The 16585-nt window shown below is 70.8% G+C and carries 12 protein-coding genes and 1 pseudogene; 3 read left to right on the top strand and 10 right to left on the bottom strand.

Features of this window, described 5'->3' with window-relative positions; all coding sequences use genetic code 11:
- Positions 1–157: 157 nt before the first annotated feature.
- A complete protein-coding gene (locus FB157_RS09705; protein WP_261386235.1) occupies positions 158–697 on the top strand; it encodes a SigE family RNA polymerase sigma factor in 540 nt (179 codons plus the stop codon).
- Between the two features lie 245 nt (positions 698–942).
- On the opposite strand, the gene FB157_RS09700 is transcribed toward FB157_RS09705, so the two are convergent.
- The 10 genes and pseudogenes from FB157_RS09700 to FB157_RS09660 form a co-directional block, all read right to left on the bottom strand.
- Positions 943–4371, bottom strand: a complete 3429-nt coding sequence (locus FB157_RS09700) for an ATP-binding protein (RefSeq protein ID WP_186581429.1) — start codon at positions 4369–4371, stop codon at positions 943–945.
- Between the two features lie 204 nt (positions 4372–4575).
- Positions 4576–5703, bottom strand: coding sequence for a hypothetical protein (locus FB157_RS09695; RefSeq protein WP_145878013.1), 1128 nt, complete (start codon positions 5701–5703; stop codon positions 4576–4578).
- The gene (locus FB157_RS09690; RefSeq protein WP_145878011.1) at positions 5700–7403 is read right to left on the bottom strand and encodes a dynamin family protein; all 1704 of its coding nucleotides are present in this window, start codon (positions 7401–7403) and stop codon (positions 5700–5702) included. Before FB157_RS09690 ends, FB157_RS09695 begins: the two co-directional genes overlap by 4 nt.
- Before the next feature lie 4 nt (positions 7404–7407).
- Positions 7408–9411 carry a dynamin family protein gene (locus tag FB157_RS09685; protein WP_145878009.1) on the bottom strand — a complete coding sequence of 668 codons (2004 nt, stop codon included), beginning with the start codon at positions 9409–9411 and terminating at the stop codon, positions 7408–7410.
- 92 nt (positions 9412–9503) lie between these two features.
- Positions 9504–11081, bottom strand: a complete 1578-nt coding sequence (locus tag FB157_RS09680) for a hypothetical protein (protein ID WP_145878007.1) — start codon at positions 11079–11081, stop codon at positions 9504–9506.
- Positions 11081–11617 (bottom strand): hypothetical protein, encoded by a 537-nt coding sequence (locus FB157_RS09675; protein WP_145878005.1) that lies wholly within the window; start codon positions 11615–11617, stop codon positions 11081–11083. Before FB157_RS09675 ends, FB157_RS09680 begins: the two co-directional genes overlap by 1 nt.
- Positions 11614–12330 (bottom strand): hypothetical protein, encoded by a 717-nt coding sequence (locus FB157_RS09670; RefSeq protein ID WP_145878003.1) that lies wholly within the window; start codon positions 12328–12330, stop codon positions 11614–11616. Before FB157_RS09670 ends, FB157_RS09675 begins: the two co-directional genes overlap by 4 nt.
- Positions 12331–12436: 106 nt before the next feature.
- Positions 12437–13228, bottom strand: a complete 792-nt coding sequence (locus tag FB157_RS47205) for an RNA polymerase sigma factor (protein ID WP_261386234.1) — start codon at positions 13226–13228, stop codon at positions 12437–12439.
- Positions 13229–13582: 354 nt separating this feature from the next.
- Positions 13583–13759, bottom strand: a complete 177-nt coding sequence (locus FB157_RS47200; protein ID WP_186581462.1) for a hypothetical protein — start codon at positions 13757–13759, stop codon at positions 13583–13585.
- A 731-nt stretch (positions 13760–14490) separates the two neighbouring features.
- Positions 14491–14829, bottom strand: a pseudogene (locus tag FB157_RS09660) (NAD-dependent epimerase/dehydratase family protein); the annotation flags it as partial.
- Between the two features lie 43 nt (positions 14830–14872).
- Between FB157_RS09660 and FB157_RS49390 the strand changes: the two are divergent.
- Together FB157_RS49390 and FB157_RS09650 are read left to right on the top strand one after the other, a co-directional pair.
- Positions 14873–15154: a hypothetical protein gene (locus FB157_RS49390; RefSeq protein WP_145877998.1), complete on the top strand. Its 282-nt coding sequence runs from the start codon at positions 14873–14875 to the stop codon at positions 15152–15154.
- A gap of 631 nt (positions 15155–15785) precedes the next feature.
- Positions 15786–16316, top strand: coding sequence for a hypothetical protein (locus FB157_RS09650; protein WP_145877996.1), 531 nt, complete (start codon positions 15786–15788; stop codon positions 16314–16316).
- The last annotated feature ends 269 nt before the right edge of the window (positions 16317–16585 follow it).

The following is a 16585-nucleotide window of genomic DNA, read 5'->3' as shown; positions in this document are numbered from 1 at the left end:
ATCGGCGAGCCGGGCGACGAGTTCCTCTCCACCAGACCGCACGACGCGCGGCCGATGTCTTACGGGGGTATGCATCGGCCGCGCCGCGGTTCTCCTACCGTTCACGGCCATCCACGAAAGGCATCCAACCGTGCATGCGCGTACACACCCTGACCCGGTGCTGGACTTCGACGAGTACGTCCGGACGAATCATGACACACTGCTGCACACCGCCCGGCGCCTGGTCTGCGACCCGCTCGACGCCCAGGACCTGCTGCAGACCGCGCTGGTACGGACGTACCTTCGTTGGGAGGGAATCGCGGACAAGCGGCTCGCGGACGCCTACCTACGCCGCGTCATGATCAACACCCGCACGGAGTGGTGGCGGGCCCGGCGGCTGCAGGAACTGCCCACCGAGCAATTGCCGGACGTGGGCATCGAGGACTTTGCGGCCCAGCATGACGACCGCGCCCTGCTGTTGGACCTCATGAAGACACTGGCGCCCCAGCAGCGCAGCGTTGTGGTGCTACGCCACTTCGAGCAGATGTCCACTGAGGAGACGGCCGCCGCCCTCGGCATGGCGGCCGGAACAGTCAAGAGCACACTGCACCGGTCCCTCGCCCGGCTCCGTCAGGAGCTGGAGCGCCGTGGCTTCCACGCAGCCACGGCGTCACTCGCCGATCACGGGAGCGCAGCGGCCAGCATCCGGGCGCGATAAGAGCTCCTAACAAATGACCCGGCCCAGGACCGGCTACCGCTTCCTCGCCCAGGTGCCGCCCGTAACGAAGCCCCAGCGAAGCGAGATCGGCCCACCGGTCCTCAGACGACGGGATTTGGCGCGGGCGCGACATGGTCGCCGCCGGCCTCATCCAGCCAGGGGGAGGGCCTCTGCCTGCCGCCCGCTCGCGTAGTAGGCCCGCACAAGCGGGACCGGCGGCACTTGCCGTGTAAGGAACGGTCCGTTCACGGGGTTTCACCGCGCAGCGCCGCGAGGGTTTCGGCGACAACGGCGTCCGTGGCCGGGGTCGGCCGCCGGGAACGGGAGATTGCGGCGGTGGCGTTGACGATCATGCAGTAGAGGAGGGATCGTCGACTCTGGCCTTCGGAGAGTATCTGGCAGGCGTCGGGGAGGTGTTCCTCGGCCAGGGCATCCAGCTGGCGAAGTCGGGTGTCGAGAGGGACCGGGCGGTCGGCGCAGGCGCTAACGGGAGCGGCGAGGGCCGGGACGGCCGGGGCGACCAGCGGAAGCACCCGGCAGCGGCTCGGGCAGGTGGCGCACCCTGGCAGCTCACGTGGCGGGCGGGAGCCCATGGTCCGGTTCAGGTCCCCACGGATCTCGGAGAGCAGCTCACGTGCCGGTCCGTCCAGGTGCTCCGCCTTCAGCCAGCCCTCCGCCAGTCGCGCCAGGATCCGCGCGGCACGGTCACGCTCGAGCAACTCCGCGCCGCCGTACGGTCCGCCGACGCCCTCCAGTCGGCGCCTGGCGGCCTGCGTATAGGTGCAGTACGCCAGGCCACCCCCGGGCACGGACGAGCGCCAGGCCGTCCAGGCATCCCACAACTGCTCCGCCGTGCCCAGCAGCAGACGGTCGAAGAAGGGGGACAGCGCCTGGTCCGCGGCGGCTCGTGCGCTGTCCCGGTCGGCGAGGTGCAGCACCGTGCAGGGTGCAGGACAGCGGCGGCAGCCGCCGTGACGGTGCAGATACGCCCGGTCGGCCTCGGCCGGTGCGCCCAGTGCCCCTTGCACCCGCACGGCCACGGGCTCGGGCGGCCGCATCCTGGCCAGCACGGCAGAGCCGATCCGCTCGTCGTGGACGACGGCCTCACCGGGCGGCAGAGTGGCCAGATGGCGGCTCTGCTGCTCGGTGAGATTGACCGTCGCGGCGACGACCGCGCGGTCGTCGGCGGCGACCAGCCGGTGCAGGATCTTGACGTTCGAGTTCTTGACGATCTCCGGCGCGAGCTTGGTGGGCACCTGGTCGGCGACGATGAAGCCCTCACCGTACGCCCGCATCTCGGCCATCATGTCGGTGAACATCGCCACCGCCTTGGCCTGCGCATCGGGGGTCTCGGCACCGGACGGCGGCCGGGCGGCGCGCAGCAGCCGGTGGGCCTCCTCGATCAGTGTCAGGTGGCGCAGCTCCTCGCCTTCCGGCGCGGACGCCCCCGCGCGTGACTCGGCGTACTCGTACAGGCGGCACAGCAGCAGGGCCATGACGAAGGACTTCTCCTCGTCGTCGCCGAGGTTCCGCAGCTCGATCAGTGCCGGCCGGGCGAAGAGCTCGTCCACGGGCACCGAGCGACGGGTGTCCAGGGCCATGCCCTTGGTGCCCACCACCAGGCTGCCCAACCGGGAGCGCAGTGCGGCGCCGAGGTTCTGATGGACCTCGCGTCCGTAGGCGCGCCGCTCCAGGACTTCCTCGATCTTGTCCTGGAGTTCCCTGATGGTCGGGGTGAGCGCGGCGACGTCCGGTGCGGAGGGGCGCGCGCCGAGCAGCTCGTTGGCGGAGGTGTGCAGATCCCAGCCGCGCTCGGTGTAGACCTCGAGCATCGCGTCCTCGAGGACGTAGGACATGCCGGCGAACATGGGGAAGGACGCGTTGAACACGGCCTTGAGCAGGTCGATGTGGCGCGAGAGGGGCACGGAGGGGACCGGCGCGAACGGGTTGAGCCGCAGCGGCAGCGGGGCGTCCGGGCCGATGCCGTAGACACGCAGTCTGCCCTTGAGGGCCGGATGCTGGGCGAGCCGACGGTACTCGGCCTTGGCAGGCTCGATGACCAGGAACGGCACACCCAGCTCGGTGTACGCCTCGACCAGCAGGTTCTTGGCGGTGGTGGTCTTGCCGTAACCGGTCATGCCGGTGATGAAGACATGCCGGTTCAGCGCCCGGTCGGAGACGGTGACCTGCTGGTGTTCACCGCCCTGGGCGTCGGTGACACGGCCGACGGTCACGGCCTTCGGCTCCGGTGGCGGGGCGGAGAGGGAGAACTCGGCGACCTCGTGCATCGGCAGTCCGGCCATCGGCCCGCTAGGAAGGCTCACCAGGACGGCGAGTTCGGCGGAGGTGAGGCAGGTCGCCAGGGCGTCGAATGCGGGACCCAGGGGATGACCGACGCCGCCGGACGCGGGCGCCAGGGGAAGGACGCGGCCGTGCAGGGCCGCGTTGCGGAGGGTGGCCGGCGGGAGCCGTAGCACCCGCAGTGGGTCGAGGGCGGTGGCCTCGCCGCTGCAGGTGCCGCGCAGCGCCCCCGCCAGTGACTCCAGGGTGCCCTCGCTTTCGGCCGCCAGATAGACGGCGGTGCGCCACCAGCCCTGGGCGCGCGCGGTCTCCAGCCGGTCGATGTGCTGCTGGAGCAGTTTCTCGCAGGCCTCGGCGGTGGCGTCGAGCAGCTCCGCGTTGTGGCTGCGGAGGGTCGAGACTCCCTTGGACTGGGAGGTGTTGCGCGGGCCGCCGGTGAGCGAAGCGAGCTGGAGGACCGAGGGGGCAGCGGTTGCCAGCGGGCGCACGGACGGGAAGACGCCGGCCATGGAGCAGAAGACCGCGATGGCGGTGAGGCAGGCCGGCAGGCCCGGTTCGGCTCCGGCGGTCTCGGTGGTGGAGGTGGTACTGCTCTCTCCCTGCTGGCTGCCGACGGTGTGCCGGACCAGCGCGTGGATTTCGCTGCGCAGGCGACGACAGTGCTCGAGGGTGCGGTCGAGCTCCCCGGCGGATAGGGGTTCGGCTGCGACCAGCACGGCGTAGCGGCGGTCGCCGACGGCTGCGGCAAGGCGGTCGAGTGACTGGAACGCGGCGGGACTGCGGCCGTGGACGGGGGCGGGAATACCGGTGATCAGGGCGAGGGCCGGAGCGCTGCGGACGAACGCGGCCAGCTCGGCGTGGGAACCCTCCTCGAATGAGTCGGGGGGCCCGAGTTCGAGTCCCGGGACGTGGGCGCGCAGCACCCCGGCCTGGCCCTGCAGGAAGTCCTCGGTGGAGCCCCTGGAAATGCCTGCGAGGCGGCGCCCGCCCCAGTGGATGCGGTGCCTGCTGCCGTCACCGTGGACCGCGACACTGAGCAGATGGCCACCGCTGTGGCAGGCGGTGAGGACGTGGGGGACAGCGGCAGCCCAGCCCGACTCGGACGACGGGCGGCCCAGGGCGCGGATCTCGTGCAGCAGTGGTCGGGGCCCGTCTCCCGATGGCGGTCTGACGGTCCATCGGGTGGGATCGAAGTCGGTGAGGTAGCGGCGTTCCAGCAGGCCGAGCAGCAGGTGCGGCATGGCCTCGGCGAAGCCGGCCGACCCCACCAGCGGGCCGGCGGTTGCGGTCGGGCTCTCGTGTCCGCCGGGCCCAGCGAGCTGAACGGGAGGCTGAGGCAGCGGTCCGGGGACGGCTGGGGGCTTGGACGTCATCGTGGCTCCGGCATGCGTGGGGTCGTCAATGGCTGCCGCGGGTGCGGGACCGGCGTGTCGGCGGGCGGACGAAGGAGCCGGTCCGCCATGGCCGGTCACCATCGCGGCGGATCAGTGGCCTTCCGCGACGGCGGGCTTCGCCCGTGGCTCGCTGGACCGCCGGGCCGATGCGCTGCGCGGATGCGGGCGCGCGGCAGGGAATGGTCACGGGGACTCCGGTGAGGCGGACCAGCGCTCCCAGGGCGGGATGTCCTCGCGGTCCGGTGCGGCGGGGCCGTCGCTGGGGGCGGGAGAAGGATCGTCTGACGCCGGTGCGATGCCGGGTGCCGTCGTCGGCAATCGGCCGTGGAACTCCGGCCAGTAGGCCGCACCCACGGCCAGATCGGCCGCTGGTGCCGGGCTTCGCCACACCGGCGCGAGCCTCGCCAGGGCGTCGCGCAGGAAGGGCCACACCCCGCCCACGCCCCCGACCAGGACCAGTTCGGCATCCGGCGCGGAAGCTTCCGCCAGGGCCTGCACCTGGCTGACGGTGCCTGCCACCTCCGGCCGTCCGGCCAGTTCGTCGCGGTGCAGGGCGAGCGGGGTGAACATCCGATCGGCCAGCGGGCCGTGCCAGGGCACCACCGCCTCGGCGTCGAGCAGGCCCGCGCACTCCAGGGCCGCGTCCAGCAGGGCGAGCAGGTCGCGGGCCGGGCTGCCCTCGTCGCACCGGGCGAGCACCTCTTGGGCGACCAGGTCCGTCCACGCGCCCGCGCCCTCCGCGTGGACGGCGTCCACCGCACGGCGGTCGATCAGGGGTTGTCCGTCGGCGTACGCCACCTGGTAGGGCGCGAGCACGGTCCACCGCTCCCCGCACACGACGGCCAGCACCGTGGCCCGGTCGGGTGGCACCGCACCACCCTCTGCCAGCCAGCGGCAGACCAGGGCATCGGCGGCGCCGATCCTCGACGGTCTGCCCAGGCCGGATTCCTGGCAGCGCTGTTCGGCGTCTGCCGGAGCTCTCGGACCTGTGCACACGACGGTGTAGCAGCCGAGAGCGGGGGTGGTGCCGGCCAATCCCAGGTAGCGGGCGGTGCGCCGGTGTACGCCGCGCAGGAAGCCCTGGGACCAGGGGTCGCCGCGCCAGGCGAGGAGCCGCTCGGCCGTGGCGGGCCCGTCGCCCAGCAGCTGTTCGGCTGCCGCGCTGCCCCAGGCGTCGTCGGCGCATGCGTTGGGGATCAAAGTGCGCTGGCCGTCGCCGAGCAGGGACAGTCGGGCGGCCCCGGGCCTGCCCTCACGGAGTGCCACGACGGTGCGCGTGTACTGCAGGTCGATGCCGAGAACGCCGGTCACGGATTTCCTCCGCAGCTGTCCAGGCAGTCGGTGAGGTGCCGGTGCAGGGCCCCCAGGACGGTGAGCGGGCCGGAGTCGGAGTCGCTCGGGGGTGGGGTGAGGGGACGGCAGGCGCCCCCCAGCAGTTGGAGGATCCGGCTGCGCCGTTCCTTGGCGTGCCGTGCGGCCACGGCCGCTGCGGCCATGATGTTCGCCCGGGTGCGTTCCCGGTCGGGTACGGCGGACTCGGCGGCCTCCTTGGCCCGCTCGACCGAGTCGGCCGCCGCGTTGACGACCTGGTCGATGGTCCGCAGGGCTTTGACCGACAGTGAGGGCATCATCGAGCCGATCCGCCCGCTGACGGTGCGCCCGAGGCTGTTGGTGCGCAGTTCGGGCAGGCGTCCGGCGAGCCGGCCCGGCACCTCGACGGTGACCGCGGGAGGCCGCAGCAGCTCCGCCAGCTGTCGGGTCTCCGTCTCGGTGAGGGCCGCATGCCCGGTGGTGGTGGCGCTGCGGTCCAGCGTGCGGGCCAGTTCGGCGGCCAGTTCGGCGGATGCCTCCTGCAGATGTCCGGTGAGCAGGCGGCCGTAGCTGCCGTCACGCTGAACCGGGCCGGTCGTCAGCTGGTTCGCGATCTGTTCACCGCAGGCGCGGGCTCGTATCTCCCATTGCCGTGCGCAGTCGTCCACAGCCCGCTCCATCTGGGAGCGGAAGAGCTCGCCGGCGGTGGCGAGGTCGGCCCGCAGCAGGTCGTTGCCGGCGCGTTCCTGTTCCAGCAGGGACCGCTGCTCGCGGATCCGGAATGCGGCCTCGTCGACCAGGGGGCGCAGCAGCGCCGCCGCACGGGCTCGCCGGGCGGTTGCCACCGCCGGGTCGGCGTGGCTGATCCCGTCGAGCAGAGCACGGGCTTCGGGTCCGCCGAAGTGGCCGGGGTCGGCGGCGGCCGCGCGGGCACTGACGAAGACGAGTCCTGTAGGCAGCGCGCCGTCGAGTGCGTGCTGGAGCCGGGCCCGGTGGTGGTCGGCCCTGGTGGCCAGGAAGCGCTGCCACTGCTCGGGGGTGTCGTCGGTGAGGAAGACATTGACCAGCAGCAGCACCGAGTCGGGTCCGTGCCGTTCGCGGTGGGCCCGGAGGAATTCCTCCTCGCTGGTGGAGATCGGCTGCCGGGAGTTGACGACCCAGACCAGCAGGTCGGCATGGGCGGCGGCCTCGGCAGCCCGGGTGGTCATGGCATCGGTGTCGTTGATGCCGGGTGAGTCGACCCAGCGCACGCGGTCCGGGACCGGGCAGTCGGCCAGCTCGATCACCACGCGACAACTCTCCAGCACCTCGCGGCGGTAGTCGCCGTCGGCGGCGACCAGGGAGACGGCCTCTGCGATGGCGTCGGTGGTGCATGGCATCTCTGTGCGCCGGCCGGCGCGGACGACGGTGACGCGGTCGGCGGATCCCTTTCTGATCACGCAGGCGACTCCCGTCTCCGGGAAGTCGTCGACCGGCAGAAGCGGGCGGCCGATTAGCAGGTTGAGGAGGCTTGACTTGCCGGCGCTGAAGTGGCCGCCGAAGACCACCGTGGTGCCGGGTGCGGCCAGCACGGTCCGTACCCGCTCCAGTTCGGTGGTGAACCGCCGGTGACAGGCGTCGCCGTGGTGTTGTGCGAGCTCTCGGGCAAGGGCCGGCGGAAGTGCCACCGCCGGCCGTGCGGTACTGCGGGTCCTGGTCACCGGGTCACACCTGCTGTGCGGTGGTGAGGGCCTTCTGCAGTTGAACCAGATGTCCGGCGACCGTGGTCTTGGCTTCGCCGAGCCGGGTCAGAGCCTGGTCGCGTTCGTGCTGGTCGCGCTGGTTCTCCTCAACCATGGACCGGATGTTGTTCTCCTCCTCCTCGATCACGGCGGTGATCTCCTGGGTGACGAGGTTCTCCAACTCCTCGAAGCCTGCCCGCACGCGCTCGGTGAGCTGCGGGCCGAGTTGTACCGGCAGATCGCGCAGCCCCGCGTCGGCGTCCTCGACGGCCCTGCGCTTGAGGCGCTTCTCCAGGTTGAAGCTGCCACCACCCATGCTGCCCAGGAGTGAGGCGGCCAGCACCGCCGGAATGACGATCGGCGCGGCGGGGCTGACGCCGAGCATGCCGAGGACGACCGCTGCGCCCAGGGCGGCGCCCGCGCCGCCGGCCGCGCCGCGCCAGCCTGCCGCGCCGCCGGCCACGGCACCACCCAGCCCGCCCAGCGCGAAACCGGCCACCGCGGCCAGCACGCGCTCGGTGGTGCCGACCAGAGGTTTGCTGCCCGGGGCGACCTCCCATCCAGTCAGTTCCAGGTGCAGGGCGTCGAACTCCCTGCCGATCGCTACGATCTCCACCTCGATGTCGTCCGCCAGGTGCTTGAGCAGCGGCGTGAGCAGGTCCTGCGCCTCGGCGTCGGCCCAGCCCGAGAGGCTGTCGGTGATGTACTGCTGGACCGCCTCGGAGATGGTGGCCGCCGCCTTCTTCTGCTGAATCACTCCGAGCATCTTGCCGAGGTTGACCTCCACCCCCTCCACATGGTCGGCCAGGCCGTCACGCATGGTGGCGGTCCGCGCCGTGAGGCTGGTGGTCAGGGCGGCTTCGGCCTCGGCACGGTATCGGGCGAAGAGCGTGGGCAGCTTGGCCGGGCGGCTCCGGATCGCCGAGAGGGTGGGCAGCATGCCCGCGTACGCCTCACGCAGCCGGGTCTGGTCGGTGCGGGCGGCCTTCACCCGCTGGTCGATGTGCTGGTCGACCGCCTGGGCCAGATGGGTGGCCTGGGTGGTGTACCGCTTGAGGTGCACATGGTGGCGGTCGCGCAGGAGGAAGTCGCCCAGCCGCCGCTCGAGTTCGGCCAGGCCGGACGCCTCGACCAGTTCCGGATCGTTGCCGTAGACGCCGCGGCGGGCGCGTTCGGCGTCGACGAAGTAGATGTCACGAGAGGCGAGGTCCTGGCCCGCCCAGGCGGGACCGCCGAGCTGGTCGCGGACGTACCTGTTCCAGACGAACCCCATGAGCCGGTCGTCGGCGGGGCGGGCGTGGAAGAGGTTGACCACCGTGAAGATCCGGGTTCCCTCCCGCACCAGGTCGGAGGCGTTCATCAGCTCGTTCTGGCCCATCAGCACATCACTGCGGTAGACCAGTACGGCGGCGTCGCAGCGTTGGGTGGCCTCCTGGGTGACCTTGGTGCGGGTGGGGTGTTCGTCCAGTCCCGGCGAGTCGTAGACGACGACGCCGGCCTTGCAGAGCCTGGCGGGGAAACCCATCTCGAACTCGCGGATGTGCCGGAAGCGGCGTTCGCTCTCCTGCTCGTCGATGTCGAGGGTGGACTCCCGCAGATAGCGGTCCAGGGGCCAGGACTCGGACTTGCCCTCGAAGCTCCACGCCTTGATGTACGGCTCGTCGGCGTACCGGACCCCGGTGAGGGTGGCGGTGGCGGGCAGATCGTCCACGATCATGGGCCCCTGGTGCCCCGCCAGGTCGACAGGCTGGGTGGTGCCGCCGAGCAGGGCGTTCAGCAGGGTGGACTTCCCGTTCTTGAAACGCCCCATCACCATCAGGTTGAAGGTGTCCGACCTCAATTGCAGGGCCGTCGCCTCCAATCGTGAGGCGGTCTCCTTCATCTCCAGCGCCCGTGCCAGCGTGCCCAGGCCGTCGATGGCCACGCCGGCCTCCCCGGTGGCCCGCTCGGCGCCCTGCTGCATCATTTCCGCCAGCGTGCTGCTCATGTGTTGTGCCACGGTCTCCCCTCCCTGTTCTCCGGGCGTTGAGCGGCTCGCCCGGGATGTGGCGCGTTCTCCGCCCCGCAGGGCGGAAGTTCTCAGATCCGTATGGCGGCGAGGCGGCGCCGCAGGGCGTCCAGCTCGGCGGTGGCCTCCACGGTGACGCCCGGGCCGGCAGTGTGCCCGGCTTCCGGCATGTCCTCCCCGCGCTCCTGCGGCGGGCACAGGGCGTCCAGCTCGCGGCCTGCCCGGTCCAGGGTCTGCTCCACGGTCCTGCGCAGCGCCCCGACCTCCCGGCGCACCGCGCCGGGCACGAGCTGTGTCAGGCCGGCGACGCGTTTGCGCACGGCGTCCTGCCCGTAGGCGGTCGCGCGGACGAGCTGCTGTTCGGCCTGCACGTGGCGCAGCATGCCTCCGGCGGCGGCTCCCACCCCGGCGCCGAGCACGGTGCCGAGTCCACTGGTGAGCACCGCTCCGGCGGCGGCGCCGAGCACCCCGCCCACCACCACCTCGGCGGCCATGCCGGGACTTCGCCCGGGTGCGACGGGGCCGGCGGAGGAATTGGTGGAAGCCATCAGGGCACCGTCGAGGGACACCGTGGGCACCGCCCCCAGGCACTCCGGCGTCGCACCGCACCCCCTGAGCGCCTCGTCCAGCCGGTGGATGAGCTCGCACACCGCGAAATCGATGCGGGCGGCCCTGGCCCTGAGCCCGGGGCCGGTGGTGGCGGCCCAGCGTTGGATGCCCTGGTCCACACAGCTGCCGACGAGGCTGCGCACCCGGGCGGGTTCGGACAGCTCCTCGCGGTGACGCTCCAGGAAACGCTTCACATCGCGCTGCAGGTCCTGCTCCAGCATCCGCAGCGCGGCGGCCACCTCTCGCTCGGCGGCGGACGACTCGGCGTCCAGGGTCCGCAGCAGTTCCCGGCGGCCGTCGGTCAGGGCGGTGCGGGCGGCAGCGCCCTGGGCGGTACGGCGGCGGGCCGGGTCGACGGGCCGCGCCGGCGTCTGCTCGGCGATGAGGTCCGAGGCGAGGTCCAGCAGGTGGGCGATCCGGTAAACCTGCAATCCGGCGGGGGTCGCCACCTTGACGGCCATCCGTGTCTCCAGCGCGGCGGCGTCGCGTGCCAGACGTTCGCGCAGGTGCTCGGGTGCCTCGGCAGCGGCCCACAGCAGGCATTGGTGGTCGATCAGGTCGCCCCCGGCCCATTGCTCGTCGGGCCCCGCGTACAACAGGCGCCAGATACGGCGGGCCACCAGGTCCAGGTCGCCGTCGCCGGTCAGCGCCTCGGCCCCGGTGAGCACCACGACCACCGTGTCCGGCGGGCGTGCCGCGAGTGCGGCGGCGGCTTCGGCCGCCTCGGGGCCGAGGAGTTCCGCGCAGCCCAGGGCGAGGACGACGCGGTTGGCGCGCAGCGCGGGCGCCGGATCGGTGTGCAGGTCCTCCAGGGAAGCGCTGAGGGGTTCCTGGCCCTCCAGGCAGCTGCGCAGCCACTCGGCGAGCGCCGAGGCGTCCGCCTTGGGGGAGGCGCACAGCAGTACGGTCCGGTCATCCGGTTGGGGCAGCGCGGCGGCGGCCTCGGTGACGGCCGTCCAGCCGTGACGTTCGGCAGCCTGGGCGACGGAGGCGAGCAGCGTGTCCAGCTCGGCGGCTGCGGGGCTTGCGGAGTCGGCCATCACTGCTCCAGCCATGCGTAGAAGTCGGGCGTCATGGCGAGGGACCAGTTCCGGCACTCGCGAGGCAGCACCAGGGCGAGGGTGGCGGCGAGATCGCCACGGACCGTCGGGTCGCCGGGGCTGCCCGCGAGGAATGAGGGCAGCGCCCGGTCCATCAGGGCGTCGAAGAGCCGTTGGTCCTCGCGGACCGCTGAAAGGGGCCGGCCGCTCGGGGACACGGTCACCGGACCGCCCGGCGGGGCGTCGCTGAACGGGGCGGCGGACACCAGCGCGTACATGAGCAGCCGGGGCCGCGTGATGCCGACCGCCCACCAGCGGTCGGGGGCGTCGATCAACAACGGCTGCCTCGGGGCCCGTACAGCAGGGGCGGCGAAGACCGCGTAGGCCGGGGTCTCCCAGCGCAGGGTGGGCAGCGGTGTGGAGACATAGTGCTCCAGCGGTACCTCGGCCGCGCGCAACGCATGCTCGACGACCCCCTTACGGGCCTGCGCATAGGGAGTACGGGTGTGTTCGGACGGAGCGTCAGCGGTGTTCACAGCGGTGTTCCCTCCCCTGGGGCGGCGGCATGGACCTGGTCGGTGACCACGCAGTTACCTCCTGCCCCCAGCCAACTGTCGGCCATGGTCGCGGCGTCGACGAAGCGCGCGGACTCGCCCGTGCCGCTGTCGTTGACGAAGAATCCCTCGATCTCGCCGGTCGCCGGGTCACGGGCCACCCCGATGGGCACGACCGCATGGTTGGCCTGGCCGCCGTCCCAGTAGGTCGCGTCGTCCCAGAGCACACCGGCGTTGGCGGCGATGATCACTCCGTGGCCCTGCTCCAGGTTGGCGGCCAGATCCTCCAGGGAGTCGGCACTCTCCACGTGGGCGGGCACGCCGTAGTCGGACAGAATGCGGGCCTGGTCGGGCAGTGTGGTGCCGCCGCGTGCCGTGGCGTCGTCGCCCCCGGTCTCGCACAGACCGTGGGAGACGGCGTGGGCGACGACATCGCCCTCGGTGACGTCGACACCGAACTGCCTCAGCACTCCCTCGCAAGAGCACAGCCCACAGGTGCCCTGGAAACCGTAGGGGTTGTCGCCCTGACGGTGGGTGAAGTCGGCGTAGGTGTCGACATCGCCGATGATCAGGGTCTCCCGGCCGTCGGGCAGGGTACCGAGTGCGTACGGGACGTCGATGCCCGCGTCGGCAGGTTGGGTGACGACGTCCGCCGGTAGCTCGTGGAGCGGCTCTAATGGTGACGCGTGGTCCACTCGTCCCCTCCTCCGTGGATGCTGGCCGATCGAATGTGGTGTTTCACCGGTTGCAGACCCCTGTGGGCGCGGCGGCATTACCGACTTCGCGGTGCGAGGCGGTGCCTCACGGCATGTCCAGGTGTCCGACGACCTTGGTGCAGGCGGAGCGCAGCAGCGTGGGCCAGTTGCGGCGGCGGTGGTCGGAGCGCCGCTCGAGGACGGCACGCCCGAAGACATCGGCCTCGGCCTCCGTGAGCGGGTCGTGCGGGACGCGTGCGGCCTGCTCCATGGCGTGCCTCAGCGCGTCCTCGCCGCCGAGGAGTTCGGGGTGGTGCAGGAAGAGCGCGACTCTGAGCTTCACGACGGCCCGGCAGTGGGCGACGGCGCAGCGCGAGCCGGGCAGGTCCAACGTCGTGCCGATCTCGTCCCAGGTACGGCCGGGTAACGCGAGCCGGGCCCGGACGACGGCGTACTCGGTGGGGTTGAGGTCACCCCGTGTGCGAGCCTGTTCGGCCAATGCGGGCAGCCAGTCGGTGCTCGGCGGGTCCGCATGCGGCGGGTCGGCGTCCGTGACCGTCTCGCCGTGCCGGTCGAGCGGCACTTCGCGTTCGTCCCGTCTGAGTCGATGCGCGGCCAGTCGCGCCGCCTCGCGGGTGGCGATGGCCATGACCCAGGTCAGAAAGGTCGACTCACCCCGAAAGGTGACATAACCGCGCCACGCCCGGATGGCCACGGCCTGGCCGAGGTCCTCGGCGTCGGCGGCATTGCGCATCGCGAACCTGGCATAAGCGACAACATGTGGTCGAGCGGCGATCCATTTTTCTGCAAACCTGTCATGTTCGGCGGAACACTTGCGTGGACCCGGGCCGGCGCAACCCTCCCGGCCCACCCCTTCCGGGAACAGCTGTGCGTCCATGTGCGTCGGCAACCCCCCTGGCGCGACACATATCCGGCCCATCCGGGCCGATTGGGTTGCCAGCATAGGGAGGGTGGGTACACCTTTGCGGTCTGTGTACCTTTTTGCTCGTGAATCATCAACTCCTGCCCGATTCTGTCGGATTACGACCACGTCGCGGGTCGGTGGACCCGCTAGCAGGGGGAAACCCAATTCGACGAAGACCTGCGTCGGCGCGAACTGCTGCTGATGCAGGGACGCGGGGAGGTGACCCGGTACGGGCGTCCGGCACGGCGACGGAACCGCGCCGACCATCTACCAGGCCCGGTGAACGGTGACCTCGCGCTCAGCGCACGCGGTCCTTCCGGTAGTGCGTCAGGTGGGAATGCGTACCGTCTCCACCCGGCTCGGCGGCTGTGGTGCGGCGGAGCCGTTCAGGGCCGCGATGATGCGGCAGGGCGGGTTCTCGTCGGGCCAGGGGGTGAGTCCGTCGGTGAGGACGACGGCGATGCGCGGGCGGTCCGGTGTCGCGAGCGTCGCTGCCGAAGTCACCCAATTGCAGGGCAAGTTCGGGCGACCGCGAACCTCTACCACGAGAATCTCGCGCTGAAGAGAAAGCTCGGCAACGGCCGACGTCTCGCCGCCTGCCTGTCTGCCTGCCTGCCTCCGCCGCAGAGCCCGACCACATTCGAACGGACAGCTGAGCACAGAGATCCGTACACGATGGTGCGCGACGAAGTCGTACGCCACCGGGAACGTTCGCCCGTACTTCCTCCTCGAGGAAGGGGGAAGCACGCAGCACCGCGATCCCCGCGACGTCCGCTACGCACAAGCCACCGGCTGGCGCGCCGTTCGGGTGCGCGTCTGCGCGCCGAGGCCTGGCGGGCCACCGTGAGACCACTGTCACCAGCACCCCTTCGCGTTACGGGGATGCGGCACCGGTGCAGGTGAAGGCGGCCCAGAAGCGGGGGGAAGTGTGGGCGCGAGCTGTGCCCCACAGGCGGCGGCCGAGTGAAGAACGGCCCTCGGCGAGCGCGCCATAGGAAGGGACGACCGCCGCCGAGTCGCCGTTGCCGTCGCGGGTCCCTGGAACCCGAAGCTTCGCCTGCGTGATCTCGACCGCTCAGCCGAGCGCAGCGCCTGGCGGAGTCTCGGGACCGGGGATCGGCCATGGCGAGACTTCTCCCATGATCAAATTGGGGATACCGAGCGGAGAACCCAGCGTGACCAGCGCGCGCACCCCGTGCCCGGGCCGCTCGCACAGCGCCTCATAAGTCACCACCGAGCGTCGCCGTACTCATCTGCAGCCAGACGCGCGGTGGCCGCGTGGCGGTGGCGATCGCCTCGCCGACCACCCGCGACGACTCCACTCGGGAGTCCATCATGGCTTGCAGGTTCTCGGCGGTGTAACGGCAGGAGACGCTGCGCCCGGCCAGGTTGATCACGACGTCGCAGCCGTCGATCGCCGCTGCCCAGCGGCCGAGCGTGGCTCCGTCCCATCCGATGTGGTGCGCCCGCACGGGACGTCGGGTCAGTACCGTGACCTCGTGGCCGGCCGCCGTCAGCGCGCGGTCGAGAATCGTGCCCACCTGTCCGGTTCCCCCGGGCAGCACTACCTTCATCGAACCCCCTCGGCTTCGCTCGACCTCAGCGTAGCCCTTCTTTTTGAACGCGTTCAACTCTCGAAAGCGTCTTCCTGGGGCCGTTCCCGTCCCCCGGTGGTCCGGCTCCCGGCTCCCCGACGGCGTCGGCGGCAACGACCTCATCTGCGGTGGCGCGGGCAACGACACGCTCAGCGGTGGCGCCGGCAACGACACCCTCCAGGGAAACAACGGCAACGACACCCTGGACGGCGGCAGCGGTAACAACACCAACGACAGCGGACCGGCCGCATCACCTGCACCAACCCGGCCACCGGCTGCTGACCCGGCCACCCACGCCGCCTGATCAACGATCGGCCCGAGCCGGTCGACGGACAGCGCACACGAGAACGGACCCCGACCGATTCAGCTGGTCAGGGGCCGTTCAACTGCGGGAGCCACTGTCTCGCTGCTGCACGGCGCCGATCCAGGGATGCCGGCCCTGCCGATCTCCGTAGCGCTGGTGCCCGCCTCGGCGGCGAGCCCATGGTCGCGGCCTCAAGGCACTATTCGGTCAGTCGCCGAGGGAGTTGGGGGGCGTCCCTCTGATCTGCGGCTTCTATACGATCAAGCCCCTGATCTGCCATTGAGCTGTCGTCGGTTGTCAATGTTGGGCATCGTTGAGCGCTCTTCCACGGCCCCGAGGCGGCCCGGAGGGACGCTTTCCTTCCGGACTCTGAGCCAGTGCAGCCTGTGTGGTCCCTCTTATAATTAGTCCTGACACTGATCAGCGGCACGACAGAGCGCCTCGCGCTCGCGAGTCCCGCAGGCTGTGCAGAGCGAGGGCGGACATCGTGCCCAACTGGCCGACACACCGTAGGCCGTCCGGCCCCATCAGCGCAGGGCGCCAGGGCGGACACTCGATCGGAAGAGATTTTTTTTTACCAAACCCCTTAGGGGGTGTCGGCATGCTTGCGAAGAGAGCCAGAAAGGGGCCGATGATCGCTGCCGCGTGTGCGGCGCCCATCCTCGCCCTATCAGCCGGCACCGGCGCATCAAGCGCGGCTGACCATCCGTCGTCCACACCACCGGTGTCCGTGCCTTCGGTCGCCTCCCTGCTGCCTACCTGCGACCAACCCCCGTGCCCGCCGAGCATGGAGCAGCCGGGCGACAGTTCCGGCAGCGACCAGGGCAACACCTCGGGCAGCAACGAAGGCAACGGCTCCTACAGCCACTCGGGCAGCCACCATTTCAGCAACTGGGGCAGCCACATCCGCAACAACGACGAGTTCGGCAACAACAGCGAGTCCGCAAACCACAACCGCATCCGCATCCGCATCCGGAACAACAACAACAATGTTGCCGTTGCTCACAACGAGCAGCGCCAACGTAGCCACGGCGATGAGCCTGGCAACAACAGCGAGTCCGCAAACCACAACCGCATCCGCATCCGCATCCACAACAACAACAATGTTGCCGTTGCTCACAACGAGCAGCGCCAACACAGCCTGAACTACAACCAGCCCTGACAACCATGGACTGCTGAGTCACAGGCCGCAGCGTTGATCACTCAGCCCCCACAATCCCTTACATCACGGTCCGCAGGTCGAAGCGCGCCCCCGATGTCGAAGGCAAGAGCCACCCTGCCCGTAGAACTGCGAACGTCCGAGGGGCGTGAGGCGCCAGCCCGGGGTGCTGCGGAGCAAAGAGACGCTGAGGTCTCCTCTGGGAGAGCTGTCGAGCCGCGCTCTCTCAAGCGCGCGACGGCTTGGGGAGGTCCACCGGGAATAGGTACTCA

The organism is Streptomyces sp. BK340, from assembly GCF_007827595.1.
Lineage (GTDB): Bacteria > Actinomycetota > Actinomycetes > Streptomycetales > Streptomycetaceae > Streptomyces.
The sequence above is the reverse complement of the archived record's forward strand: the minus strand, read 5'-3'. Positions and strand labels throughout refer to the sequence as shown.